This window comes from Sphingobacterium sp. NGMCC 1.201703, assembly GCF_047784615.1.
In the GTDB taxonomy this organism is placed as follows: domain Bacteria; phylum Bacteroidota; class Bacteroidia; order Sphingobacteriales; family Sphingobacteriaceae; genus Sphingobacterium.
On record NZ_JBLOHD010000004.1, the window covers coordinates 580,824 to 606,384 of the forward strand.

Consider the following 25,561-nt stretch of genomic DNA (forward strand, 5'->3'; position numbering starts at 1 on the left):
GAATTAAAAACTTGCCGAAAGACCAAACGCAAAAGATTTGCTGATCGGCTGCGCATAATAGCTACCGTACGTCTCTGGATCAAAATACCCTTCGTAATTCGCACCAAAAACAAATAAATTGCGTCCTTCTACGTTCACACGTAAATTGTTGGTTCCGATCTTTTTACTTAAGCTTGCAGGTAAGGTATATCCAAGACGGATGCTATTGATACGGACATAACTCATTTTCTTCGCCCAGATATCGTATTGCTTAAATGAACTGATCGGATCATTACTCTCCATCCAGCCATAGGCCATCCAACGGTCATTTAGTTCCGAACCGATGCTTCCCAATGCTGGCAGAGCTGTTTTCCCCTGTAAAGCCATCAAGAGATCCTTCGTATAGTTTTGCCCGCGATCTACCAGTGCCGGATTATAAGTAGGCGTACGGTTTACCCAACGCTCTAAATTGAATACAGCTGAAATCGCCAGATCAAAATTAGCATAACGGAAACGGTTGGTCATACCACCTACAAATTTCGGATCCTTGCTGCCTTTGTATTTAAATTTAGCACGATAATCTGCCGCTGTCATGCTCGTTTGGGAAGTATATCCCGGTAAGAAATCTGCCCAAGGATCGTATAGTCCATAGAATTCTTCGAAACTCGAAACAGAGCCATCCTGATTTCTAAACTGCATCACACCGTCTTTATCCAATCCAGCTGTTTCCAGTACATACATACCATTGATGGGACGGCCTACCTGAGTTTCTGGCGCATAGGCTTTGGGATTATTCATCACCTTCAATAATTTATTATTATTGTGGGCGATGTTAAAATCCGTTGACCAGGAGAATTTTTCGGTCTGGATCTGACGGCTTGATATAGTCAATTCCACCCCTTGATTTCTTGCCGAGGCCCAATTTACCTGGACATCCTGGAAACCATTTTCCATAGGTAAGGCACTATTTGCAATCAGGTCTTTACTTGTTCTATTGTAATAATCAACTGTAATATTCAACCTATTTTTCCAAAGCCCCAAATCAATTCCTGCGTTATAAGATTGTGTGCGTTCCCAACGTAATTTGTCATTGGCAGGCATATCTACCACGACTGTTCCTTCTGGATAGCCAGGTAGTATCGTTGAATTGTCATAGTTTCCAACAATAAACGGATAGGTATTGCGATCCACATTGCCCTGAATACCATAGGAAGCACGGACACGGAGATCAGATAAGGCTGTCCTGCCTTTGATAAATTCTTCTTCCAGCACATTCCATGATCCGGACAAGGACCAAATCGGCAAAAAACGGTATTGCGGATCTACCCCGAACATATTGGAACCATCATAACGAATGCTACCATAGACATTATATTTACGGTCAAAGGTGTAGGTCGCGTTTCCATAAAAAGAGGCATATGAATTCTCTATAAACCCTTTTTTATAGGGATCAAATCGCTGATCGTCTTGATAGTTGCTATTCGGAAAAACAATATTTTGTGTGGTCAAAGTTGACGGATTATACCCGAAACCTTTGGTTGAAACCATTGTATTCTTACTTCGTCTCAGTTCTGTTCCACCCATGAGCTCCAGCTCATGCTTTTCGTTCCAGGTTTTGTTGTATTTTAAGTAAGTTTTCCAGTTGTATTGAAAAATGCTATTATGGTTATTTTCAATTTTACCACCCGTAGGTAAAAAATATTTATACGTTTTACTCGCAGAATCGTAATACCGCGTTGCTGCACGCAATTTACGGGTATTGTAACTTTCCTGATCGGCAAATCGCTCCATGCTATTTTCATCAAACTGCAAGCCAAATTCGGTACGTAAAGCCAATTTCGGGATAATGGTATACTCCAGGTAACCAATCGCTTTTAACGCCCTATTTGTTAATGCATATTTGGTATTTTCCCGTTCTTCGATGGCATTGAACGGAATGTAAGTATCTTTTTCATAGCCTTCAATATCCGGATCGTAGTTATACTTCCCAGCTTGATCGCGTACAGTCAGATACGGATTGACCAAGCGCATGTAATTACTCGGGTTGGTAAATGCATCGTCATCCTGAATCGGATTTCGTCTGTTTGAAACAGAGCCTAGTAAATTGATTCCCGCTTTAAAGCGGTCATTTATATTGAAATCATTGTTTAATGTCAATGAATAACGACGTAGATCTGCTCCTTTAGTTGCTCCTTTTTCGTCGTAAAAGCCGCTGGACAGATAGTAACGATGCGCGTCGTTACCACCTGATATCGAGGCCGAATATTGTTGATTGAGTGCCTGACGATACAGTTCTTTTCCCCAGTCTGTCTGCTGAAGGCGCAATTGATTAATGGACTGCTGCACCTCTGGCGAAAGAGCAGCTAAACCGCCTGAACGGTAGGCTTCCAGTGCATTCGCTTTATCCAGGATACGCATAACTGCCCCCTTGCCTGTGCGATAATTTAAATCAGTACGGTTAGCCATCAATAGCTCAAAATCCACCTTCTCATTGGCATTCATCAAGTTGAGTTTACCAAAGTCCGGACGTTCAGTGACAAACGTATTTGCCGAAACCTGTAGTTTTGCTGGGCCTGACTTACCTCTTTTTGTGGTGATCACTATAACGCCGTTAGCAGCACGCGCACCATAGATCGAAGTTGCTGCCGCATCTTTTAATACCGTGATATCTGCAATATCATCGGGATTGATTCCTGCGATCGGAAGATTATTCAGACTATTCAGGTTATCCTTATCAATCCGATTCGGCAATTCTGTTCCTTCTATAGGTAATCCATCAATAACCCACAATGGATCCTGTGTACCATTGAGTGATACCGTACCGCGGATGCGGATCTGTGGTGCACTATTGGGACCACCATTAAAATTGCTCAATTGTAGACCAGCTACCTGACCAGCAAGCATTTCATCAATAGATGCAACGCCTGTCTGCTTGATATCAGCTACATTGATTTTATTATATGCAGTTGTATTTTTACGTTTTTTGATGTCGGTGTACCCTGTTACGATTACTTCATCCAGTGATTCACCACTAGGTTGTAGCAAAATCGTCCTGTGGTCCTGAAATACCGGAACCTGAATACGTTGGTATCCCACATAACTAATGGTGACGTATTTTAAGTTTCCTGGAACTTTTAGGCGAAATTCGCCCGAAGCATCAGTCAATGATCCCAATGCAGATTGTTGTACCTGATTGGGTACGCCAATGTCTTCCGCTACTGCCGAACTTTCGACAACAACCGTCGCCCCCACGACTGGCTTTAATGTGACCGCATCCAGTACCTTTCCTTTCAGCTCCTTGGATTCCTGTGCATGCGCCATTTGCACACACATAAAGGTCAGCGGTATTAAAAACTTATTCATTTTGGTAGATGTTGATATAATAGATGTTAATATATTAGTTCAATTCCAGGGTATTTGCAATACGCAATTGCAGATCCATATAATGCGCCTTTGTTGTGGCATCCCCTGTCCGTTGTTTCTGTTTCAACAATTGGTAGATCTCATACAGTTCGGCCCTTTTATAGGTCAGCATATCCGATGTACGAATCATTCCGGTGACATGTACATTACGTAAACCTGTTTGAGCAGAAGCTGCATGATGTTGATGCAAGCACAGATTAGGCTGAGTTCCTTCGATCAATTGTTCGACCCCAGCTAATTTCTTGGCATTTAATTTCTCCATGGACTTATTCGTAGAGACCATCAGTACATCCACGTAATTCTGCTGCAACATGCGTGTTTTAAGATCCAATGCCTGTGCACTGAGCGTTTTTGCGAAGATCTCTTTGCGTACCGATGATAAAAATGATGGTGCACTCCATGCCTTCTTGTCGCCAAAGAGGTTTTCCATTTCGACCATGCGCAATAGGCGTTCATCGTTGACCAATTTATAGAGCATGGCATATTGAAACTCACGCTGCAGATTATAAGGTGCATATTCAAACGGTCCCATAGGTGAATCTCTTAAAGGGAAAGTTTTCGCCATCAACTCCGGAACAAATAGCCACTCCGGCATGTAGAACACATGTTTCTTTAAATATTCCAGTGCAGCTACCTGCTTCTCTTTGGGTACTGGACTATATGCATTTTTTTGGTCGCCCAAAACAGCATTTTCAAGATAAATACCACCAATATTATTGAGCACATGATCAGCGTAGGCATACCATTGACCAACGATGCCCATATATAATTTACCGGCACGATAATAGTCATCCCCCGTATTTGTGGTCCAGTTGATGATATTCGGCATCATGCGACGCAAATTTTTCATCCCATATTCACCAGCTTTCATGGCATCGTCACCTAGATCTTCGGACTGTGCCCTTGGGTCAACAATATTTTTTGAATCCTGTTGTTCGCCGTAATGATATATCGGGTCATGCACATGGGCATCAATTTCTTTGCGCAACAACGGTATTTCACCCCAAGGCTGTGCTTTGCCGTACCAACGGTAAGCCCATCCAATAGCATATTTGTCATAGGCTCCGATCACGGGTGTAATCTGTTCAACAGCATCTTCAGGCTGCGCCACATAGTTGAAGCGCGCATAATCCATAATCGATGGTGCCGTACCGCCCATTTTTGCGGTAAAGCTTTTACTACGAAGTGAATCTACCGGAAAACTTGCCGACGACCCCATATTGTGCATTAGCCCTAAGGTATGTCCAATCTCATGTGAAGAAACAAAACGAATGGCATGGGCCATTTTTTCATCCGAGAATACATTTGATCGCACAGAAGTATCTACGATACCTGTTTGTATCCGCATCCAGCTATTTAGGATCGTCATTACGTTATGCCACCAGATCACATCCGCCTCCAAAATTTCACCTGAACGTGGATCCACTACCGATGGTCCCATCGCATTGGCCTGCGCTGACGCAGCGTAAACAATAGAAGATACATTGGCATCATCCGGATCAAACTTGACACTATCCGCTTGCTGTTTCGCCAAAATCGCATTCTTAAAACCGGCAGCCTCAAATGCTTCCTGCCAGTCGTGAACGCCATCGATGATGGCCTGTCGCCATTGTTTTGGCGTGGCCGGATCCAGATAAAAAACAATAGGCTTTTTCGGTTCTACCAGTTCACCTTTCAGGTAACGGGCTTTGTCCTCATCTTTCGGCTCAAGACGCCAGCGGTTAACCAGATTTTTTTTATCCAGTTCCTGTTGTTTATCGTTAAAATACCAGCGTGGCGAAGTAAAGAAGCCAATACGGGGGTCCGCAAAACGTGCCACCATCGGCGTTTCAGGTAGTTCATAAAGGTTACTTGTAACCTCCAGTGAAACCGGCACCGATTCATTTCCCTCCGTCACTTTTGTCGACAGGACCGATTTCACAACAATATTATTGGGATACGATTTTATTTCTTCGATCGTGGATATGCTGGTTTTAGGCGAAGTACCTAAACCCAAAGCGGTGAAAACATCCGTAAAGCTCTTTTCCGATCCGTCAAACACTTTATTGACTTTGATCACCACGGCACTGGAATCTTTTGAATAACTCTCCACCTTGAACGATTCAATATAAGAAGGACGATAATTATCATAGACCGATGCAGCAATCGCATCCCCTTTAGGCACTTCTACCTGCGGTTTAATTTCCGAAACCCATACCTCTTTCTTCTCTTTGCGCAGGGTAAACCGAATAACCTTATTTTCATAGTTCATTCCCTTATTTACACCTGCTTCATTCAACGCCAAAGGAACGGAAGACAATTTTTGGATCAGGAGAATGTCCTGTCCCATTTTTTTCAATGGAATTTCAAAGTAATAATTATTTTCCTTCCGGATCACAGCAAACATGCCGCTATCCACGCGTGCATCTTTAAACAGTTTGTCATAGGCAATCGTCGTATCTTTCTTGGCGGTAGAATCTTTCGCAGAGGTAACAGTCTCTTTTTTTCGTAAACCTACAGTTTGCAATACAGAACAAGATTGCATGAGGCCTGCCGAAAATAAGAGGCTTAGGGCTAGCTTGGTATAAGTGTTGTTCATTTAGAATAATTATTTCTGAGTGCTGTTTTTCAATAGCATCCATGCATTTGTTGCACCCGCTTTGTTTTTCAATGGCATTGAAGCGACCAGCTGCGCATGATAGGTCTCTTATCAAGCGCTATTGAGCTGAAGATCATTTCATCCGAATAAGATTAGGTTAATCTTGCAATTAAATTCCTAGATCAGGAGCCAAATTTGTTAAAAATATTGTACAGAATCACTTCAAAAGGGACGAGCGCGTATTTCATACGTATGAACACGCGCTTCAAAACTATGAACACGTATCCAGCAGAACTATTCCTGTACTAATCTAACGATCCAATAGGGGTAAATTGACAAAAAAACAGCCCTTTTCTGTTCCATAACCAAAGCCATCCAGTGTATAATGGGAATACATAGACGCTAGGTAATTAAGTCCATATCCCTCCCCTTCCGTTTCAGTCCCTTGCCGCGGCTGCCAATTGTTGCTTACTTGGATGATATTGACCTCCGATAGATAAACAATATGGATCTGAAGTGGATTTTCCGTTGAAATACGTGTATGCTTAATCGCGTTTTCCACCAGCATCTGCAAGGCCAGACGTGGTAGCCGCGCACCCATCACATCCATTGGAATGGAAATTTCCATATCTTTCAACGCTGTTCCAAAACGCACCTGCTGCAAAAAGAAATAAGCTTTTGCCAGTTCCAGTTCCTCCTGTACCGAAGACCAGTCCGACTCGTCCGTACGCAGCATTTTACGATAGACCTTGGTCATCTTACCGACGAATGACTTGGCCAGATCATTATCCTTGCCGATCAGATATTGGAGTGAGCCAAAGGTATTGAACAAAAAATGTGGATTGATCTGCTGCTGCAGTTGAACCAGACGCATCTGCGTATATTCATTTTCCTGTTGCAGCGCCATTAATTTGAGCTGCTGAGTCTTGCGGCGCTCCAGTACATTAAAATAGATAAGCGCTATGGCTACGAGCATCAGGCCTACGCCAAGTAATATACTATAGGTCATGACCCCCTGAACTTCCTCCTCAATTGTCAACAGCAGGGTACTTATTCGAATTTCACCTCCTACAAAAATAATGGAACAGGGATAGGAGGTAACCATCACATCCAGCTTTAGGTAATCCGATTTGACGATCTTGCCCTGAGTAATAATATCCCCGTCTTTCGGACGCCCCCATTTTCGGTTTTCAGGTGAAACGACACAGATCCCTTTATCACTATATATTTCAAAATAAGCTCTTCTTCCAAAATACCGATTGGCGAAATAGGCGTTTAATTTTTCAATATCGACATAGACATGGTATAAGCGATGTTGTATTGTACGCGTTTTGAGCAGTACCCACATCTTATTGTCGACACGGTTCAAGTGACTGGCCGGAATGAGGATAAGTAAGGAATCACGACGGATATCCGCTGATGGTACGGCATCAACCAATCTTTTCTCAGACGTGTATAGCTCCTGTTGTAACAATTCGAGTTGCTTATTCACCAGCAACATATTTTCATCGGCAAAATCTACCAATATTCTTTTATTCAGTCGATCTATTTTATAGTGGATAATACCGAGCAGCCCCCCACCTATCAATAGCAACAAAAGCAAACAGAAAATGAGGATGGTACTATTTTTCTGTTCCGCATTTTTAAATCGAAATTTCACCCCGCAAAAATACAGGAAAATTTCCGAGCTATGCAAAACTACCTGATAAGAAAGGACTTTGCCAGACCATTTGTCAATGAAACTTGACATATTTCAGCAGTAGCCCTAAAATAAATCGGTCAATCAATGGACTTTAACAATAAATTTCGGACTTTTGTGCCACAAAAAAACAGCACTGTGTCAAAAGCAACATTTCTAAAGCTTGCCAAACGAATCTCTATCGGGTTAGTAAGCTTCATAACACTATTCATTCTTTGTATATTATCCATTCCCTATATCTTCGAAAAAGAAGTAAACGACAAAGTCAAGTCGTTGGCAAACGAACATATCAATGGGGAGCTCAATTATACAAAGGTCAGATTGACCTTCTTTGATCAATTCCCACTATTGACAGCGTCAATGGATGACGTGTTGTTAAAGGGCGCTGAGCCATTCAAAAAAGACACCCTGCTTGCCGCCAAACAAGTAAGCTTTGGAATTGACCTCATGAGCCTGCTCAAATCAAAAATCATTATTGACAAGTTTATCGTTAACCAGGGGAAGATCAATATTTTGGTCGATTCCTTAGGTAATGCAAACTACAGCATCTATAAGTCCAAAGCAACGGATTCCACAAAGGCAAAAGATAATTCTGATGGCGGTGCGCTGGCCTTTCAGCTGATTAAATTTGAAAAGACCAACTTGCATTACGAAGACCAGTCTATTCCACTGTGGATTGACGCAAAAGATCTGGACTATGAGGGTAAAGGTGACCTAATGTCGAATATCTTTGATTTGAATACCAGAGCCAAGATTGCCGCGTTTTCTTTTTCTTTTGACAATGAACTCTATGTTGATAAAAAATCAATTGATGCCAATTTATTGACGCGTATCAACACCGACAACCTATCATTTATCTTTGAACGCAATGATATCAAGATTAACCAGTTACCAGTAAGATTCCGGGGATTATTGTCCTTTATATCGCACGGTTATCATCTAGACTTCAAGTTAAAATCACAGGAGAGTACCCTGAGTGAATTGCTGTCACTGGTTCCCAATAGTTACGCATCATGGATAAAAGATCTATCCGTCAAAGGCACTTCCGAAGTTTTTGTAAATTTAATCGGTGATTATATTGTTGACAATAATGAGATGCCCGATTTATCTCTGGGACTGACCATCAACAACGGATATATGGCTTATAAACAATCCAATAATCCATTGACAGACTGGAACGCAAAATTAAAGATTGATCTTCCGGCATTAAATCCCGACTCGCTCCGGATTGACCTGAAACAATTTGACTTTAAAGTCGCATCAGGTTACTTCAACGCAAAAGGACAAATCGCAGGACTGCATCCTGTGACAGTACACGCTGATATGAAAAGCGACCTCGACCTTGGTATACTCTATTCTTCCCTGCAATTTCCGGGCTTCTCCTTGGGTGGACGATGGAATCTTGACGCAAAGATCGACGGAACCTATGCCCGGGCAACACGCAAAGTCGGACTTCAAAAACGTGAGGAGGAATACATCGCTTCCATACCGACATTTGATATCAAAAACACCCTAACAGAAGGCCATTTCAAACTAGCTGATCTCCCTAAAGGTCTTGACAAGATCGCTTATCGTCTGGAAGCAAAAGATCCGGATGGCAAAATGAAAAGCGCTTCCATTTCTATTCACGATATCTCGGTTCAGGCACTCAATAACTATATTAAAGGTTATGTTTCGATAACAGATTTCAACAAAATTGCCGTACAGTCTGATCTGAAAGCCTTATTCAATTTGGCCGATATCAAAAGCTTCTATCCGGTCAAAGATATCGAACTGGCAGGGCTGATCGATGTCAACCTCAATGCAAAAGGTTATGTCGATCTCAAACGGAATATTTTTCCGGAAACCAATACCTCCATTGTGATGAAAAATGGGTTTATCAAATCCAAGGAGTACCCTATTCCAATGGAAAACATACATGTCGAAGCTTTTGTGAATAGCGAGAAGGGATCATTACGTGATTTGAGTGTAAAAATACTACCTGTATCATTCACATTTGCCGGAGAACCTTTTTTCCTGCATGCAGATCTGCGCAATTTCAATAACATCAACTATAATATTCAATCCAAAGGAAAACTCAACCTTGGTCCCATCTATAAGTTTTTCGCCCTTGACGGAACCAATGTCGATGGCTTTATCCACACAGATTTTAGCCTCAAAGGTCTGCAAAGTGATGCCACCAGCGGCCGTTATGCCAGACTCCACAATAGTGGACGCATCAACATCGGCAAGATCCAAGTACAGACCGACCTACTCCCGCAACCTATTGCAATCAAAAGTGGTGACTTTAGCTTCCATCAGGAGAAAATGAACTTTGACCGGTTCCTTGTCAACTATGGTCAAAATTCCATCTCCATAAAGGGTTACATGAACAATATCATCAACTACCTGACGAATAACAATGCCGCTTTACAGGGACAGTTCACACTCAATAGTAAAAAAATCACCGTTGATGACTTCATGGTTTTTGCAGATACTCCTTCAACAGCATCCTCTTCTTCTGAGACAGGTGTGGTCCTTTTGCCTAAAAATCTTGATGTTCAGGTGCTAGGTTTGGTCAACAATGTTTCTTACAACAACATGAACATCAGAGATTTCAAGGGAGATCTACAGATCAAAGAAGGCAAACTGGCGCTCAACAACACCACTTTTGAACTAGCGGGATTAAAAGCAGCTATGAATGGAAATTATAGACCAATAAATCCCCGCAGAGCTGCATTCGACTACGCTGTAAAAGCGGACAGCTTTGATATCCAACGTGCCTATAAGGAAATTCCGATGTTCAGAGAGATGGTGACTGCTGCCAAAAATGCGCATGGCCTTGTATCGCTGGATTATAAATTAGGAGGTTTACTGAACGGTAATATGCAGCCTGTGATGCCTTCCATTGTCGGTGAGGGTAGCCTGACCCTGAACCAAATTAAGTTCAGAGGTTTCAAATTACTGAATGGCATCAGCGAATCCACCTCAAAAGAAAAATTGAAAGACGGTGAGGTAAAAAAGGTTGTCATCAAATCGCATATCAAGAACAATGTCATGACCATTGAACGTACCAAAATGAAGATGATGGGATTCAGGCCACGGTTTGAAGGTCAAGTTACACTGGATGGGCGGATGAATCTTGGGTTCAGACTCGGACTGCCTCCATTCGGAATCTTCGGAATCCCGATGCGCATCACCGGTACGGCTGATAATTTTCAACTCAAAATGGGAAAATACAAAGAGGAGGATCTCGACATGGACATGGACGATGAGGACAGCAAAGTGTACAAAGAAGCGCAAAAAGAAAAAACAGAAACTACAAAATAAAATATCTTAAAGATAAATACAACCCCATCGCATCGGTGCCATTTCATGAAACAATGACATCCATGCGATGGGGTTTTCGGTAGAATACAGCCGGTAAAAACAGAAAAGCACAAAGGTAATACAGATTTAATATTGGGATTACTCAACTATACGTTGAATCATTTAGTTTCGTAATCAGCTTGCAAACCATTTGCAATGTGGATTGTATATGATTACATAAACCTTACAACGATGATTCAAAAACGGACACTTGGACTGATTTTTATGCTTGCCATAGCGAGCATCGGCTGTCAGAAAAATGAACTGGCTCCACCGCCCACTGAAAATGAAACAGCGTCAAAACTCAAAGCAAGTTCAAGCACTGCAGCGGTGAGCGTCAACAGTTATGTCAATACCAGTAACTACATCAATTCAGGATTCAGTTTTCTAAACCCAGCCCAGGTAAACAAAAACCGTCAGGCCATCGGCGGGAGCGCTTACACCGAGGTATATGGATTCAATATTCCCGAAGAAAATCGGGTGCGCGGGATTCGCTGGAACAGCGATGATGAAACCACGGCAATCTGGCGTCCTCAGGGCATTGCTGGTTTTACAAAAAACGGCGTGCGTTATCTCTTAGTTAGCTGGTACGCCCGCAATAGTGCCGAACATAAAGGCTCACGAATTACGTTGATCGACATTAGTCCAAGTTCAAGTACTTACCTGACTTACCGCCATATCCTCCTTGTGCAACCTGATATCCCAAGTAGTACGACAACCCATACACAATATGGCACTTATGCCCCACTCAAAGTACATGCAGGTGGAATTGCTTACTTCAAGGGCAAAATCTACCTGAGCAGCACGAATCTGGGACTCAGAGTTTTTGACCTTGACAAAATTATTGAAGTCAGCACCGGCGACGATACGAGTGAAAAATGCGGAAAAGATAGCAATGGTAATTTATTTGCATTCAACTATCGATATATACTACCGCAGATAGGTTATCAAAAAATCAATAACGCCAGTCCCTTTTCAACCGTTCAGGTCAATGATGAAGGCACCCAATTATGGACAGGCCAATATTACGCCGGCAGCGCTGATGCCGCTATCGTACCCCAGGTTTTTGGATTTCCTATCAATACGGAAGGGCAGCTCCAAAATTCAGGCATTATTACCGTCACTCCTAAGAATAGTCTATTTACAGATAACCATGCACACGGAATCCAGGGTGTATTCCGCAAGGGAAATCGGACATGGCTGTCCTGCACAGGATCTCCGAGCAACTCTTATGGCTCCAATGCTCGCTTGGCGCGCTACACGGATGGAGCAGATGATACCGTCCGTTATAGATGGCCTTATGGTGCCGAATCCCTGTATTACGAAGCAACTTACGGTTACCTATGGAGCTTGACCGAATTCGAACCCAACGCGGGGGCACAGAATGGCAGTCAAGTCAATCGCTGTATATTTGCCGTAGATTTTTCTAAGTATGAATAGTCCCTCTTAACAGGTTGATGAGCAAAATATAAATATCGTAATTTAAGAATATAACGAGATTTATTATCTTTAATACTGTATTTAGATCAATCGAAGCTATGCGTTATTTAACAAATATACTATTTGCATTACTGGCCATCTGTAGCTGGTCAAGTTTTAATACCCCCCAAGACCAGAAAAATCCATTATATGGAAAAATATTTCGGGAGATTAATGAAATTCCTGGACTGGCCAGCTATGCCCATGCATCAGGTGCAGTAATAGACGCAAACAAAAGTGCGACTGGTGACTATCGCTTTGCGGCTGGCTATTATACCAGCGATAAAAACGGGATCTGTATTTTAAATGAACTGCTTGATGACAAGGAGAAGGGAAATGGTCAAGTGAAATATAAGATCCTGGATACAATCAATATTCGTAAACTCAAAGCCAACGAACAACTTAGCCTTTGCAACTGTAGGGTAGGCGACAAATTTGACAGTGAGATCGTTGCTATTAGTGTTGTCGAGGAAGACAAAGAATATTTCAATAAGACCCTTCAAGCTTGGCGGCTGAACACCAGGACCGGAAAAATAGACCCCATACAAAATACCAAAACCATCAATTGTGCAAACGAGGGCTATGGTATCTAAGTATAGTTATCGTCCTTAACTTAAATCAAGCCATCGGTTTTCAATTTATCAAAGACATGCAATACACCGATCACCTGAATAGGTTCGCGTAAATAATCTTCATGGGAGAAGTACTTCACTTCTCCTATTTCGTTACTTGGTTGTATCGTTTCCGTAAGTGGATACAGAAAACAGTCCTGTTCCATAATCACTTCGGGCACCATCCCATAAGCCGGAGCAGTAATATGACAGTAATAGGAAATCTTTTGGGGATCAAGGTCGATGTTCAGTTCCTCCGAAATCTCGCGACGGAGTGATTGTAATGAATCCTCCCCGGCATCTATTTTACCTCCTGGCAGGTACCAGGCTTTTTTATTATTGCTGTAGGCCAGTAATATTTTGTGATCCGCTATACTAATCAATCCGGCTGTTGGTAAACCTTTCGTAATTGTCGACATCTGTTTCCGTGTATCTATCTAATTAAAGTATCCTGTTGTGTTGAAGTACCTGTTGTGAAATTACTTTTTTAATAGCATTAATACAAGAAAAACGCTAAACTCTCCAATTCCAAAAGCGATCCAGCTCAGATACGATTTATCAATAAAACACCGCACAGGACGGCTAGATACTGTCTTCACAATACTGCTCTTCACGAATTAAAACTGATAGGTCATTTTTTTTTCGCATAGAAGACAGCAGTGCACAATTTTCCGCTAACTATCCCATGTGACAAAAATGATTTTGGAAATAGTGAGTATCCGTCCCTATCAATTTTTTAAGGCTCTTTAAAAAAGTCTGTGCATGCTCCATCGTAAAGCTTAACGGCGGCAGCAGCCTTAAAGTATAAGCACCGGCATATCCAGTAAAGATATTCTCGTCAAACAGCAGTTCCTGTCGCAGTTGTTGTATATCGTAATCAAACTCCACTCCGATCATCAACCCTTTTCCCCTCACGTCAGATACCGCCGTTAGATGTCTTAATTCATTCATTAAAAAAGCACCTACCCGCGCCGCATTATCAATCAGCTTCTCATCCCGGATAACCTCCAATACCGCTATTGCAGTGGCGCAGGCCAGATGGTTACCCCCAAAGGTCGTCCCCAATTGCTCCATGAGTGGATTGATAGTCGGGGAAATAATGGTCGCCGCCATGGGGAAACCATTGGCGATACCTTTCGCTACAGTAACTAGATCCCCTTTTATTCCGGCATGCTGGTGTGCGAAAAATTTCCCGGTACGGCCATACCCCGACTGGATTTCATCGAGAATAAGCAAGGTGCCTGTTTTTGTACAGATCGCTCTGACTTCCTGTAGAAATTCATCTGTGGCTAGCTGAATTCCGCCTACCCCCTGAATCGGTTCCACAATCACGGCACAATATACCTCCGTTTCGAGCTGTTTTCTCAAACTGGACAACTCATTGAAGGGGCTGAAAAAGTAATGATCATTATCATTTACAGCAGCACGCAGGTTCGTGTTATCGGTCGCTGATACGACACCAGAGGTTCTGCCATGAAAAGCATTAGATAAGGATAGAACCTTTTTTCTTCCTGTAAAAAACGAAGCCAGTTTCAAGGCATTTTCATTTGCCTCCGCACCTGAATTCGAAAAAAACACCGAATAGTCAGCATATCCACTCATCAGGCCCAATTGTTGTGCCAGTTGATGCTGCAAATCATTGTATACTGTATTCGAATAGAAACCAATATTGTTCAACTGCTGCAAGGTGCTTTCGACAACATGCGGATGCGTATGTCCCACAGCGACAACAGCATGTCCGCCATACAAATCCAAATAGGCCTTTTGCTGATGGTCATATACGAAACAGCCAGCTGCACATTCTATCTGGATATCCAATTTTTCAAATACAGGAAATGGTTTCATCAAATGGTCGAGATTTAGTTAAGCCCAAAAATCGGATTAAATTCTACCTCACAGGTAGTCCAAGATCAATTTAAAACAAATAGTCCAGATACAATCCGTGAAAGTAAACAGCTCATCTCAAACCAAATACCCAGACAGCAGATCGAATCGAATCATTGTAGAGCGTTTCAATCCAAAAGAACAATTGTATCTTTGGGTGAATTACCCGATAAAATTGACCCATGCTCAGACCCTGGAATTTGACAATGGAGATAGACCGATCTTCCACAAAGGCGATTTATTTACAACTGGCAGATAGTATTGCTGCTGATATACAATCAGGCAGACTAGCTCCTGGCACAGCTTTACCGAGCAGCAGAGCTCTCGCCACACAGTTGAAACTAAACCGCAATACGGTTGTTGATGCTATCCAACAGCTCCTAAGTGAAGGATGGGTCGTGAGTCAACAGCGCCGTGGAATTTTTGTGGCCCAGCAACTCCCATCTTTGCTTTCCAACGCTGAAAGTGCCACCCGAAACAAATCCGTATCAACTCATCAGGCACCGTTACGCATTATCTTCGATGATGGAAATCCAGACAGCAAGATTGCTCCGATCGACCAGCTCGGACGTGCGTACCGACAGATTTTCAAACGAAGTGCCCGATGGAAGATGATGGGCTACGCTGATCCGAGGGGACATATTGATTTTAGGCAAGCCATAGCGGACATGCTCAATCAGGAACGCAATATGAATATCACGCTAGATAACCTATGCATCAGTCGTGGCAGCCAAATGGCCATGTACCTCGTTGCCCAATGTTTATTGAAAAAGGACGATTACATCTTCGTGGAGTCTCCGGGCTATCATTCTGCCTGGAAGATCTTTGAGCATACCGGAGCGAAACTTATACAGATACCTGTTGATGCGGAGGGTATCCTTGTCGAAGAAATGATCCCCTACCTAAAGGACAAAAAAAATATCAAAGCGGCGTACCTTACACCGCATCGACAATACCCGACAACAGCTACGTTAAGCCCCCACCGCAGATCAGAGCTTATCCAATTATCCAATGCATATGGATTCACGATTATCGAGGACGACTATGACTACGAATTTCATTTCGACCATACTCCATACCACCCGCTGGCCTCGGCTGCCGAATTACAACATTCGGTCTACATCGGCACATTGAGCAAAGTCGTAGCCCCTGCCCTTCGCATAGGTTATCTTGTCAGCAAAAATGAACATTTATTAAAAGCTATTGCTCAACTACGTTACCTCATCGATATACAAGGCGACAATATCATGGAACAGGCGGTTTTGGAGCTTATTCAGGACGGTACCGTGAGAAGGCATATCCGCAAAGCGACCAACTATTACCGAGGCAAGCGTGACTTTATGATCAAGCAACTGGATCTCCATTTATCAGATCATGTAAGTTACCATTGTCCACAAGGTGGACTAGCCGTCTGGCTGGCATTCAAACATCAGGTAGACTGGACATTACTCTTCAAAAAGCTGAAAGAAAAATCCATTCATATTCCCCATCCCGACAACTATCATAAAGACGACAGGTACGGCGGCCTGCGTCTAGGCTATGGATCTCTTTCGGAAGAACTGATCGAAGAGGGAATCAGGAACTTAGCGGAGCTATTCAAACTTGCCCGGATTTCTGGATAAGTGCGTTAACGCTAAAAATTGCTAGACCGTTTTGACCTTTTGAAAAGATGAAAACGTCAAAAATTTCGACAAACATAACACTAACAGCATATAATTTCGCCTCTTAAAGACCAATTAAAAGAATAGTATAGCCAAAAGGTTAAAAACAGTTAATTTTACTCGAAAACGTAATTATTTTGTCAAAAACCTACTTTTTCACCCTTGAGTTGGACAAATTAACTGTAGTTTTACGGCGCAAAATCACAAATGACTAATTTGTAAGATTTGGCTGTAGAAAAAGAGAGAAAAGAGTACATTATTTTATGACTGAAAGAATACCGAGCAGGCCGTATGCAGCAATAACTGGGGTTGGAGGATATATCCCACCAAAAAGAAGATCAAATACCGACTTAGAACAGTTTTGCGAGACTTCCGATGAATGGATTATCAAACGTACAGGAATTAAGGAGCGAAGGATATTGGATGAAAATCTTGCCACATCGGACATGGCCGTCAAAGCCATTCAGGATCTAGCAAAACAATATAACAAAGATCTGCGGGATGTAGATGCCCTTATTGTAGCAACATCTACACCAGACATGCCTATGCCAGCAACGGCTAATATTATTCTCGAAAAATTGGGGCTGACCAACGTATGGGCATTTGATGTCAATGCCGCTTGTTCAGGTTTCCTTTATGCGTTGGATATGGCTTCGTCGCTCGTGGAGACACAACGTTACAAAAATGTGCTTGTTGTAGGTGCGGATAATATCAGTACCTATGTCGATCTAAAAGATCGCTCCACCAATATTCTTTTCGGCGATGGCGCCGGTGTCATATGGTTGGAACCATCGCTTGAAGGTGGCGTTATGGACGCCTACTTGCGTAGCAATGGTGCTGGACGTGAATTTTTGAAGATCGAAGCCGGTGGCTCCCTCTACCCGATCGATAGCAACCTTCCAGTAAATGACAACCGTTTTCTCAAACAAGATGGCAAAACTGTCTTCAAACATGCTGTTCAATCGATGAGCGATGCCTGTAATACCGTTTTACAGCGCAACAACTTACAAATTGAAGATATCAACTGGTTAATTCCGCATCAAGCCAACCAGCGTATTATCGATGCCGTTGGCCGTAGTCTAAATATCCCCGAAGATAGAGCACTTAGTAACATCGAATACCTAGGCAATACCATTGCCGCAACTATTCCTTTGTGTATCTGGCAAAATATCAAAAAACTGAATACCGGAGATTTGGTTATGCTAACTGCTTTCGGAGCAGGCTTCTCTTGGGGCGCGAGCATCTTTAAGTGGATGATTTAAACCATCAAAACGCACGCTGTTTAAAAAACCGGAACAACATAAAGAAAGCGCCAGAAACTGACAATTTCTGGCGCTTTTTGTTTAGCTCTTTTGTGCCGAATAGTCAACAATGACATAAATGATCGGCTTTTGCTCGTTCTTATCTATGTAAATTTAAAATGTACATAAATTTGTTCGTGGCTCAAATCTACGACAGCCTGCTGGCGAAAATGGGGTAAAATCGGCCAACTTTTCGGCGGAACACGACTTTCTGCTGCCGATTTTGCCCCCTTCATTGGAAAATAGACCAAAAATCATAGCCTGTTGCCCATCAAAGCCGCATTTTAGTGGTAAGCAAACACTTACTGTTGGGATCCTGCTTTTTGTCAAACGCATTCAGCTTTTCATCAAATGATATAGCTGATGGGCAAAATGATATTGGTGATGAGTAAAATGATATCAGCGATGAACCAAATGATATCAGCGATGGACCAAATGAGTTCAGACCTGACAAGATTTTGATCTCGTTTGGACAAAAAGTTAATCCATTTGGATGTTCGCTGATCTCAAATGCACCAAAGCAGATCTGTTTTGAAGGAAATGTGATCAAGGTTAAGACAAACGATCTTACTGTTTGCTCAAATGAAGACAGTGTCGAGCTGAAGTTAAACTCGTTTGAACAAAAGATGAACTCATCTCGATCATCACAGATCTCGTTTACAACGACAGCATCTTCATTTGAAGTATCCCTGCTTACATTTAACACAAATCAACTCAGGAATTGGAGGGATTTGGCTAGTAATTCAACGACAATCCTACACCAAATCCCATATCGCTATCGTAATGCGTTCTGAATGCCATATTCTTCGTGATGATATAATTCAGTCCAGCCATGTATTCTAGGTCCGAGTTGACCATAAAATCAGCTCGTACTCTTCGTGAGATTGGGATATCCTCACGCATCATCTGCAATCGGACAATACCATCATGGTACACTTCAGCCTGAAAATTCACCAGCATCGGCAGTGTATACATAAAACCCAGACTCACCGCTTTACGGCTATCTTTTTTATTCGCCTGACCGAAGATGTTCTTTTCATGTTCATCATCGCCCATTCGGCGGTAACGGTAATCAAAACCTACAAAAGGCATAAACCACTGCATTTTTCCGAAAAACCGGCCCAAGTGTGTCTCCACCTCATAACCATGCATGTCGTTGTAACCCAATCGCCATTCCGATCCCAGTTGCCAGCGCGCATTCTGGAACATTGCCTGACCATCATTTCCGTTGGTCGCAAAGTCATTCTGCGCCATAAAATGCGTCATATTGCTTTCATGTTGCAACTCCTTATAAGCCTTGGCTTTGTCCGGTAAATAGGGATTTTTGTAGTCATCCACGGCAAATACACGGTTCATTCCGGCCATCATGTGGTATAAGATATGGCAGTGGAAAAACCAATCTCCTTCTTCGTTTGCCAAAAATTCGATGGTATCTGTTTCCATGGGCATGATATCGACCACATTTTTCAATGGAGCTTTGGCTCCCTTACCATTCAGCAGTCTAAAGTCAAAACCATGCAGATGGATTGGGTGGCGCATCATGGAGTTGTTGTAGATGTTAATCCGCAGTACTTCCCCTTTCTTCACCGGAATCTTATCCGTTTCTGAAAGGATTTTATTATCCATGCTCCACACATAGCGGCTCATGTTTCCCGTAAGGGTAAATTTAAGATCCCGCACAGGAGCATTCTTCGGCAATTCGGTCTCATGGGGAGATTCCAGCATCGCATAATTCAATGTGACAATATCACCCAGTGCATTCGCATTGTAACGGTTCGGATCCTCATCCGCCTTCATCTTACCATGATCCATACCACTATGTTTGCTGTGATCTTCTTTTTTCTTTCCATCTCCGGTAATTTCCGAATACATGACCACATTCATATCCATCTGATTCAGGCTCATATTCATGCCCATATCATTCAGATTACCATCCATCTTCATCATGTCATTCATCATCTTCATTCCCTCAAAATATTTGAGACGAGGGAGTGGTGAAATCAACTGCTTGATGCCATTACCGACAAAATAACTTGCCGATTGCGTCCGATCCTCCGTTGTCGCCATAAACTCGTAGGCCGTCCCTTCATTCGGGATCGTCACGACCACATCGTAGGTCTCCGATACAGCGATCATCAATCTGTCCACCTCTACAGGTACCACATCATTCCCGTCGTTTGCAACTACGGTAATTTTCCCACCCGCATAGCGCAACCAGAAATAAGACGAAGCACCGCCGTTGGAAATCCGCAAACGTATCTTATCCCCCGCTTTTAATTTCTTTCCATCTACTTCCTTTAGATCCGTAGAATGGGCACCATTCAGCAGGATCTTGTCGTAGTACACATCGCTTACATCCATGGCGAGCTGACGCTTCCATTCATTGGTAATTTTCGTTCCAAACTTGCCCGCTTTGATCGCCTCCGCGTAAGATTGGGTAGCCCCTTTCTTAATAGCTGCCCAGTCATTTCCTGTATGGAGCATCCGCTGGATATTATCTGGATTATAATTTGTCCATTCACTTATGATTAATGGAATAGTCGGTAAATCATCTATCCCTTTGCGAAAAGTCTTATCATCCGCACGCTTGTTCAAAATAAGGCTACCATACATACCGATCTGTTCCTGCAAACCCGAATGCGAATGATACCAGTGCGTTCCGTGTTGAATAATCGGGAAACGATAGATATAAGTTGAATTCGGCTTAATCGGCTCCTGCGTTAGATGCGGTACACCATCTTCTTTGTTTGGCAAAAAGATACCATGCCAGTGCAGCGATGTACTTTCTTTCAACTCGTTGTGAACCACAATTTCCGCGGTATCCCCCTCAGTAAATGTCAAGGTCGGCATAGGGATCTGCCCATTTACGGAAATGGCCCGTTTTGCTTTGCCCGCATAATTCACGATGGTGTCCCGAACATACAGTTCGTGACGTACCACCTTCTGTGCAAACACAGCAGCCTGTGTCATCAATAGTAAAACAATTATTAATATATTTCTCTTATTACTCATTTTCATGCAATTACTTAATTAAAACTCCATTACTTTTAGGTCCCACACCATACTGATAGACCAGCCGTGCGCCATGGTGTCCCGCGATAAATAGTGTCACAGACAAACTTATCAACAAAATCACGATCAAATAGTTTGTCCAGATGACTTTACGCCATCGCAATGCCACGAAGCGTACAACTGTGGTTATCCCCGCCAGCCAGAAGCTGATCCAGGCATAACGTTGGTGGGTATCAAACACGGCAAAGGCTTCTTCATCCGCATCTCCCGAAATATGGGATGCTGTCTGGATTGCTGCAAAAGCCCCTATTGTTCCCAAAAGCAATAGGACAAAAGTCACTATATTTAACTCCTGCCGATAGCGGCTATAGCTTACAGCCACCGCCTGACTGAGCAAAGCTAATAGCAGCAGCACTATAGGGAAATGAACCACCAAGGGGTGCAAGCTGGGAAACCCTTCAAACAATTTCTCCATCACGCTATTGAATTGTTTCTACAGTAGATCCACAGGTCGGCATTGATTTGCCCAAATAAGGATTGTCAATTGCCTTTTGTTTGCTCAACCAATGCGCGCCTTTACCCTCATTATACATTGGACAGTGTTGATAATAGACCGGAGCATCAGGCTTTACTACTTTTAGCAATGCGTACATATTTTTGGATAGCGTCACAAAATGCTCACGTTGATGTCCATTTTCATCAATCCCGGCGATATGTTCTGTATCAAAGGCCAATTTCCGTTGATACTGTTTCCAAGCAGCTGCGGTAGCGGTCTCCAGCTTGGCGGCATCAATTTTTGCAACCACAGCCTGCATCTTTTTGGCAGCCTGCTGTGCCACCTGCCCATTATCTCTTGCCAGCGCATCTTTTAATTCAAAGTAAGCACTGTACACCTCATCAAGAGATCTATCCTTTGCGACCGGAGCATCGGCTTTTGTATTAGCAGCGGTTTCAGTAACCTCCGCTTTTGATGCTGTATCGGCTACCCCAGCTGTATCTGCTTTCGTTTCATGCGTAGCTGCGCTTGTCTCCTCATCTTCCTTCGCCGTATGTGCAGCATGCGTATGATTCGGTTTTGAGTTGTTGCAGGCAGCAAGTGTCATTGCTGCAACTACAATCAGTATTATTCTTTTCATTTTAAGTCTATTTATTGGTTTATATTTTCAACGTATTTCCGATAATTTTCTTCGTTTTCAAAGTAGGAAACCTCACCCTGATCACCCGTTATGGCAATCGCTGCATTGGCCTTATCAACCTCTTTCTTGGACAAGGGATCAATAGCAACACGAACGGCGGCCTCTTTAGGGATTCGTTCCTTACACATTTCACAGCAGCCATAATAAGCCCTGCCCTCATGTTTGACCAGCAGTTGTTTCTTGGCCATAAAAGCATCGTTGACCATACATACCTCTTCAGTAGGTACGAGATCCCCTTTTTTGTACTGCTTTGCAGCGGTTGTTACCTGCATCGTTGTATCTTTTTCAGAACTTTTATGCGCTGCTTTCGATTTGCTTTGCGGATTGGTGCATGCCGTCAATGTGAGGACAAACACTGCTATAATAGCAACTAGATATTTCATGGGGTCAGCTATTAGTTAAGCGTTTCAACTGTGCTTCCACAAGTGATCATTTGCGCTCCGTAGAATGGATTTTTAACGGCCTTTTCCTTGCTCAACCAATTTGCACCTTTCCCCTCGTTAAACATCGGACAATGTTGATAGTAGACAGGGCTCCCGAAAGAACTCACTTTGGCCAGTTCATAGAGCTTCGTCGAAAGTGAGGCAAATGCAACACGTTGTTTGGTCACATCCTTGCTTTTCGCAATGGTTGCAGCATCAGCAGTCAGATTGTTCATCACCTTCATCCAGACAGTATGTTCAGCGGATGCAAGCTTATTCATATCCACGGCCTTGATTGCTTCCTGCAATGCAGCTGCCTTGGTAGCTGCCGTCTGGGCATCCGTCTTGACCAGCACATCTTTTAAAGCAAAGTATTGATCGACCACATTTGTCAGCGGCGTTACTTTTCCGGTTACCGCAGCTGCTGCCGTAGTATTTTGGTGAGCTGAATGATCTGTTTGCCCCGACTGATGTTGTCCACTAGGTTCTGTAGCTGTTGCAGTATGCGATTTTGATACTGGTTTTAATGTCCGTGTGTATTGATCTGCTTTGGGCAACTTGGCATAAGCATCGTCTGGTGCCAGAAACTTCTCACTGTCAAATCCTGCCAAGGCAATACGTTTTAAAACCTCATCTTCATTGGTTTTTGAAGCATCATAGGTGATGGTTGCAATTTTAGTTTCCTGGTTCCAGTCTACTTGGGCGGTCTTTCCGGCCCTGCCTTCCTGCTCGATGACAGTTTTTGCGGCCGGGGTATTTCCAAAGACTTTTACCGTTGCTGTTTTCGCATTTTTGATCTGTGCCTGTATCGTGTTATTGGTCAGTAATACTAGGGTTACTAAGCCAATTATTGAAATGGTTTTCATCTGTAAATATTTATTTATTCGTGTTTATTTTAATTGTATTCATACACATACAACGTTCGATTATTGATAGTGTTTGTTTTCATTGGTCTCAATGAACTCGTTACACTTGGATTGTATTGTAATAACGATGGGATATCCCCCAAAAATTTGATTCATATTTATGCTTTTCAAATAAGAGTACCTGATGGCGCATAAATTTCTGATGAATAACTATGAAAACTCCGCTAACAGCTAGCCAGTGAAAGCTAGATACTGTAGACAATCAACGGATCATATGATCCAATGGGTATTTTTATTTCATACATTAAGAGGGATTTGGGTCGCGGACGGCGATCCAACAAGACGTAGCATGGGCTACGATCGATTACTAGACTAGCTTAGGCGGCTGCCAGATCGAAAAATAAGCATCCGGGCAAAAAGGTTGCTTATACAGTGTATACAATTTGAGCTGATCGTTATCTGACATCAATATAGAATCTGCTTCTTCGAAAGAGATCAAGGGATTACATTGCATCGAAGTACGGCATGATTTTTCGGCACAGTGTTTCCCACAGTCATCCGCCTGATCTCCTGAACTCCCCGAGTCTTGCTTTTTGTCTTTACAGCAATCTTTGGACGCTCTATCCTTTACATCTTGCGTCTTGCCAGTAGGATTTGGCTCCTGAGCTTTCTCAATATGTTTTAGATCTCGGACCTGCTCGCTTTCTTTTACATCCTGACTTTTTTCGGAGCAACAGGACTTTTGCTCTTGCTTCGGCTTTTCCGGCAATGAATGGCAAGCAAAACCCAGACTTGGCGCTAAGAATAGCCCCAAAATACTGATGACCAACAAGATGTTGACTTTTGCCCACATAAGATTCAAATTTTATATTTTTTAAGCTATAATACCTTCTTTACCAAAGAGAACTCCGATTGCTGATATTACGGAATAAAGATCGTCACTATTTTCTAAATAATGGTTGTAATATTTTTTAATTTATTTATAATATTTCAGTTCAGCTTTTCCTGGGCATTTGGGGTAATTATATTTCCATTTTCCCACTAATTGGACCTAACAGGGCAGCAGTAAGGCAATCGGAACATAGTCAGCAGCCTGATTATTGCGCCGCTACTTTTCTAATTCCTTTATCCAGTTCAGCAATAACAGGCATCCCGGTGCGTAAACAGCCCCATGATCAAAGCCCTGCAATTGATATAAAGACGTTTTCGCATGGCCGACCTGTTTTAATATGGCTGCAAGGTGTGCATTTTCTTCATACCGGGCAGGCAGTTCCAATCGGGCATCGCCTGTAATCAGTACAATAGGCGGTGCATCCTTCCGTGCGAAAGAAATAGGTGCGTACTGATCGATCTGTGGAATTATCATGGACTGCCCGCGTTCCTTTTTGATGGTATAATGTGTATTGGTCTGACCACTGATCGGTGCGAGTCCTTTTATACTATTCGCGTTGATACCCTCTTTTTGCAGATAGCTGCTATCAAGCCCTACCATAAAAGCCAGATATCCGCCAGCAGAATGCCCCGATACATAGATTTTCGCTGGATCGCCGCCATAAGAAGCGATGTTGGAAAAGGCCCAGGCAACCGCTTCCGCGGCGTCTTCAATGTAACCTGGAGCTTTTACCTTGGGACTTAGCCTATAATTGACCGCAACCACGGCCACACCTTTATCCTTCAATTCTAAAGGAATAAATTTGTTCCCCTCTTCGAGTCCACCACCATGAAACCACACAATCGTCGAGAAATGCTTTCGGTCGGTCGGCACGTACAGATCGAGCTTGCAACGTTCCTTTTTATATGCATCGGTATCAGTAATTTTACAATAGCTAATATCCGCTATTGTACGGTATTTTTGAGCAAAAGTGAGGTTGGATGAAATGAATAAAAAGAATGCGACAAGGAACTTTGGGGACATAATAAATGAGTTTAAGGATTCACATTCATAAAGTTAGCAAAAACCCTTCAGATCCCCATCTTTCGAAACAAAATTGTTGCCGCAATGCCATCAAGCAACAGGCCAACAGCCTCAGCTTATTTTTTTCAGGAAAAACCAGGGATTATATCAGGGACGACATAACAAAAGATAAATTTTCCTGTTATAA

17 protein-coding genes are annotated in these 25,561 nt (G+C 42.7%); 5 read left to right on the plus strand and 12 right to left on the minus strand.

Features of this window, described 5'->3' with window-relative positions; genetic code table 11:
• Positions 1-3: 3 nt before the first annotated feature.
• From ACK8HY_RS10780 to ACK8HY_RS10790, 3 genes are all read right to left on the minus strand, one after another.
• A complete protein-coding gene (locus ACK8HY_RS10780; protein WP_416133637.1) occupies positions 4-3,342 on the minus strand; it encodes a SusC/RagA family TonB-linked outer membrane protein in 3,339 nt (1,112 codons plus the stop codon).
• A 34-nt stretch (positions 3,343-3,376) separates the two neighbouring features.
• Entirely contained in the window at positions 3,377-5,980 is a 2,604-nt protein-coding gene (locus ACK8HY_RS10785; protein ID WP_416133638.1) for a zinc-dependent metalloprotease, read from the minus strand.
• A gap of 310 nt (positions 5,981-6,290) precedes the next feature.
• Positions 6,291-7,730, minus strand: a complete 1,440-nt coding sequence (locus ACK8HY_RS10790) for a sensor histidine kinase (protein WP_077438717.1) — start codon at positions 7,728-7,730, stop codon at positions 6,291-6,293.
• An 87-nt stretch (positions 7,731-7,817) separates the two neighbouring features.
• On the opposite strand from ACK8HY_RS10790, the gene ACK8HY_RS10795 reads away from it, so the two are divergent.
• From ACK8HY_RS10795 to ACK8HY_RS10805, 3 genes are all read left to right on the plus strand, one after another.
• On the plus strand, positions 7,818-10,988 hold the full coding sequence (locus ACK8HY_RS10795; protein WP_416133639.1) for an AsmA-like C-terminal region-containing protein: 3,171 nt from the start codon (positions 7,818-7,820) through the stop codon (positions 10,986-10,988).
• Between the two features lie 231 nt (positions 10,989-11,219).
• A complete protein-coding gene (locus tag ACK8HY_RS10800) occupies positions 11,220-12,467 on the plus strand; it encodes a hypothetical protein (protein WP_139351262.1) in 1,248 nt (415 codons plus the stop codon).
• A 98-nt stretch (positions 12,468-12,565) separates the two neighbouring features.
• Positions 12,566-13,099 carry a hypothetical protein gene (locus tag ACK8HY_RS10805; RefSeq protein WP_077438714.1) on the plus strand — a complete coding sequence of 178 codons (534 nt, stop codon included), beginning with the start codon at positions 12,566-12,568 and terminating at the stop codon, positions 13,097-13,099.
• A 20-nt stretch (positions 13,100-13,119) separates the two neighbouring features.
• Here ACK8HY_RS10805 and ACK8HY_RS10810 read toward each other — a convergent pair whose 3' ends face one another.
• Together ACK8HY_RS10810 and ACK8HY_RS10815 are read right to left on the minus strand one after the other, a co-directional pair.
• On the minus strand, positions 13,120-13,536 hold the full coding sequence (locus ACK8HY_RS10810; RefSeq protein ID WP_077438713.1) for an NUDIX hydrolase: 417 nt from the start codon (positions 13,534-13,536) through the stop codon (positions 13,120-13,122).
• A gap of 259 nt (positions 13,537-13,795) precedes the next feature.
• Positions 13,796-14,962 carry an aspartate aminotransferase family protein gene (locus ACK8HY_RS10815; protein ID WP_416133640.1) on the minus strand — a complete coding sequence of 389 codons (1,167 nt, stop codon included), beginning with the start codon at positions 14,960-14,962 and terminating at the stop codon, positions 13,796-13,798.
• A gap of 221 nt (positions 14,963-15,183) precedes the next feature.
• On the opposite strand from ACK8HY_RS10815, the gene ACK8HY_RS10820 reads away from it, so the two are divergent.
• A complete protein-coding gene (locus ACK8HY_RS10820; RefSeq protein WP_077438711.1) occupies positions 15,184-16,623 on the plus strand; it encodes a PLP-dependent aminotransferase family protein in 1,440 nt (479 codons plus the stop codon).
• A gap of 302 nt (positions 16,624-16,925) precedes the next feature.
• A complete protein-coding gene (locus tag ACK8HY_RS10825) occupies positions 16,926-17,924 on the plus strand; it encodes a beta-ketoacyl-ACP synthase III (RefSeq protein ID WP_077438710.1) in 999 nt (332 codons plus the stop codon).
• 774 nt (positions 17,925-18,698) lie between these two features.
• On the opposite strand, the gene ACK8HY_RS10830 is transcribed toward ACK8HY_RS10825, so the two are convergent.
• From ACK8HY_RS10830 to ACK8HY_RS10860, 7 genes are all read right to left on the minus strand, one after another.
• Positions 18,699-20,975: a multicopper oxidase family protein gene (locus ACK8HY_RS10830; RefSeq protein WP_416133641.1), complete on the minus strand. Its 2,277-nt coding sequence runs from the start codon at positions 20,973-20,975 to the stop codon at positions 18,699-18,701.
• Positions 20,976-20,985: 10 nt separating this feature from the next.
• Positions 20,986-21,450, minus strand: a complete 465-nt coding sequence (locus tag ACK8HY_RS10835; protein WP_077438708.1) for a DUF2231 domain-containing protein — start codon at positions 21,448-21,450, stop codon at positions 20,986-20,988.
• Positions 21,451-21,454: 4 nt separating this feature from the next.
• Positions 21,455-22,111, minus strand: a complete 657-nt coding sequence (locus ACK8HY_RS10840) for a DUF3347 domain-containing protein (RefSeq protein WP_077438707.1) — start codon at positions 22,109-22,111, stop codon at positions 21,455-21,457.
• Positions 22,112-22,122: 11 nt separating this feature from the next.
• Positions 22,123-22,554, minus strand: coding sequence for a hypothetical protein (locus ACK8HY_RS10845; RefSeq protein WP_077438706.1), 432 nt, complete (start codon positions 22,552-22,554; stop codon positions 22,123-22,125).
• A gap of 11 nt (positions 22,555-22,565) precedes the next feature.
• Positions 22,566-23,459 carry a DUF3347 domain-containing protein gene (locus ACK8HY_RS10850; RefSeq protein ID WP_416133642.1) on the minus strand — a complete coding sequence of 298 codons (894 nt, stop codon included), beginning with the start codon at positions 23,457-23,459 and terminating at the stop codon, positions 22,566-22,568.
• Between the two features lie 367 nt (positions 23,460-23,826).
• Positions 23,827-24,312 (minus strand): hypothetical protein, encoded by a 486-nt coding sequence (locus ACK8HY_RS10855; protein WP_077438704.1) that lies wholly within the window; start codon positions 24,310-24,312, stop codon positions 23,827-23,829.
• Positions 24,313-24,567: 255 nt separating this feature from the next.
• The gene (locus ACK8HY_RS10860; protein WP_416133643.1) at positions 24,568-25,374 is read right to left on the minus strand and encodes an alpha/beta hydrolase; all 807 of its coding nucleotides are present in this window, start codon (positions 25,372-25,374) and stop codon (positions 24,568-24,570) included.
• Positions 25,375-25,561: the final 187 nt, after the last annotated feature.

Coding starts and splice junctions, on each gene's coding strand:
- ACK8HY_RS10815 (WP_416133640.1), bottom strand. CDS start 14,962: ATGAAACCATTTCCTGTATTTGAAAAATTGGATATCCAGATAGAATGT.
- ACK8HY_RS10845 (WP_077438706.1), bottom strand. CDS start 22,554: ATGAAATATCTAGTTGCTATTATAGCAGTGTTTGTCCTCACATTGACG.
- ACK8HY_RS10805 (WP_077438714.1), top strand. CDS start 12,566: ATGCGTTATTTAACAAATATACTATTTGCATTACTGGCCATCTGTAGC.
- ACK8HY_RS10825 (WP_077438710.1), top strand. CDS start 16,926: ATGACTGAAAGAATACCGAGCAGGCCGTATGCAGCAATAACTGGGGTT.
- ACK8HY_RS10840 (WP_077438707.1), bottom strand. CDS start 22,111: ATGAAAAGAATAATACTGATTGTAGTTGCAGCAATGACACTTGCTGCC.
- ACK8HY_RS10780 (WP_416133637.1), bottom strand. CDS start 3,342: ATGAATAAGTTTTTAATACCGCTGACCTTTATGTGTGTGCAAATGGCG.
- ACK8HY_RS10820 (WP_077438711.1), top strand. CDS start 15,184: ATGCTCAGACCCTGGAATTTGACAATGGAGATAGACCGATCTTCCACA.
- ACK8HY_RS10785 (WP_416133638.1), bottom strand. CDS start 5,980: ATGAACAACACTTATACCAAGCTAGCCCTAAGCCTCTTATTTTCGGCA.
- ACK8HY_RS10860 (WP_416133643.1), bottom strand. CDS start 25,374: ATGTCCCCAAAGTTCCTTGTCGCATTCTTTTTATTCATTTCATCCAAC.
- ACK8HY_RS10835 (WP_077438708.1), bottom strand. CDS start 21,450: ATGGAGAAATTGTTTGAAGGGTTTCCCAGCTTGCACCCCTTGGTGGTT.
- ACK8HY_RS10855 (WP_077438704.1), bottom strand. CDS start 24,312: ATGTGGGCAAAAGTCAACATCTTGTTGGTCATCAGTATTTTGGGGCTA.
- ACK8HY_RS10790 (WP_077438717.1), bottom strand. CDS start 7,730: ATGTCAAGTTTCATTGACAAATGGTCTGGCAAAGTCCTTTCTTATCAG.
- ACK8HY_RS10800 (WP_139351262.1), top strand. CDS start 11,220: ATGATTCAAAAACGGACACTTGGACTGATTTTTATGCTTGCCATAGCG.
- ACK8HY_RS10830 (WP_416133641.1), bottom strand. CDS start 20,975: ATGAGTAATAAGAGAAATATATTAATAATTGTTTTACTATTGATGACA.
- ACK8HY_RS10850 (WP_416133642.1), bottom strand. CDS start 23,459: ATGAAAACCATTTCAATAATTGGCTTAGTAACCCTAGTATTACTGACC.
- ACK8HY_RS10810 (WP_077438713.1), bottom strand. CDS start 13,536: ATGTCGACAATTACGAAAGGTTTACCAACAGCCGGATTGATTAGTATA.